Below are 270 nucleotides of genomic sequence, written 5' to 3'. Positions count from 1 at the left end.
AACTAACCCTCTTCACGTAACCTTTCCACCATATATACCCTGCTCACAATCTCACCAACCATCCCCTTCACCACTTCCTCCTCAAACCTCCATTCCCCACCCCATATTCCCACCCACAAATCCTTCCCAACCTCCTCCACCCCACCCTTACACACCTCTCCACCCAACTCAACCACGCCTCTTCTCACTTCATTCCAATTCACACCTTCCCCTAATATCTCACCCTTCTCCGCCTCATTCCGCTGCACCCCGTATACCTGTAATCCCCAA

At 51.9% G+C, this 270-nt stretch carries 1 protein-coding gene; it reads right to left on the bottom strand.

Features of this window, described 5'->3' with window-relative positions:
• Window positions 1–2 precede the first annotated feature (2 nt).
• Window positions 3–270: hypothetical protein (locus tag FS628_RS30605; protein ID WP_222125333.1), on the bottom strand; the 268-nt coding region annotated here is incomplete at its 5' end.

The sequence above is a fragment of the Paenibacillus xylanexedens genome, from assembly GCF_007676705.1.
Classification (GTDB): Bacteria; Bacillota; Bacilli; order Paenibacillales; family Paenibacillaceae; genus Paenibacillus; species Paenibacillus xylanexedens_C.
The sequence above is the reverse complement of the archived record's forward strand: the minus strand, read 5'-3'. Positions and strand labels throughout refer to the sequence as shown.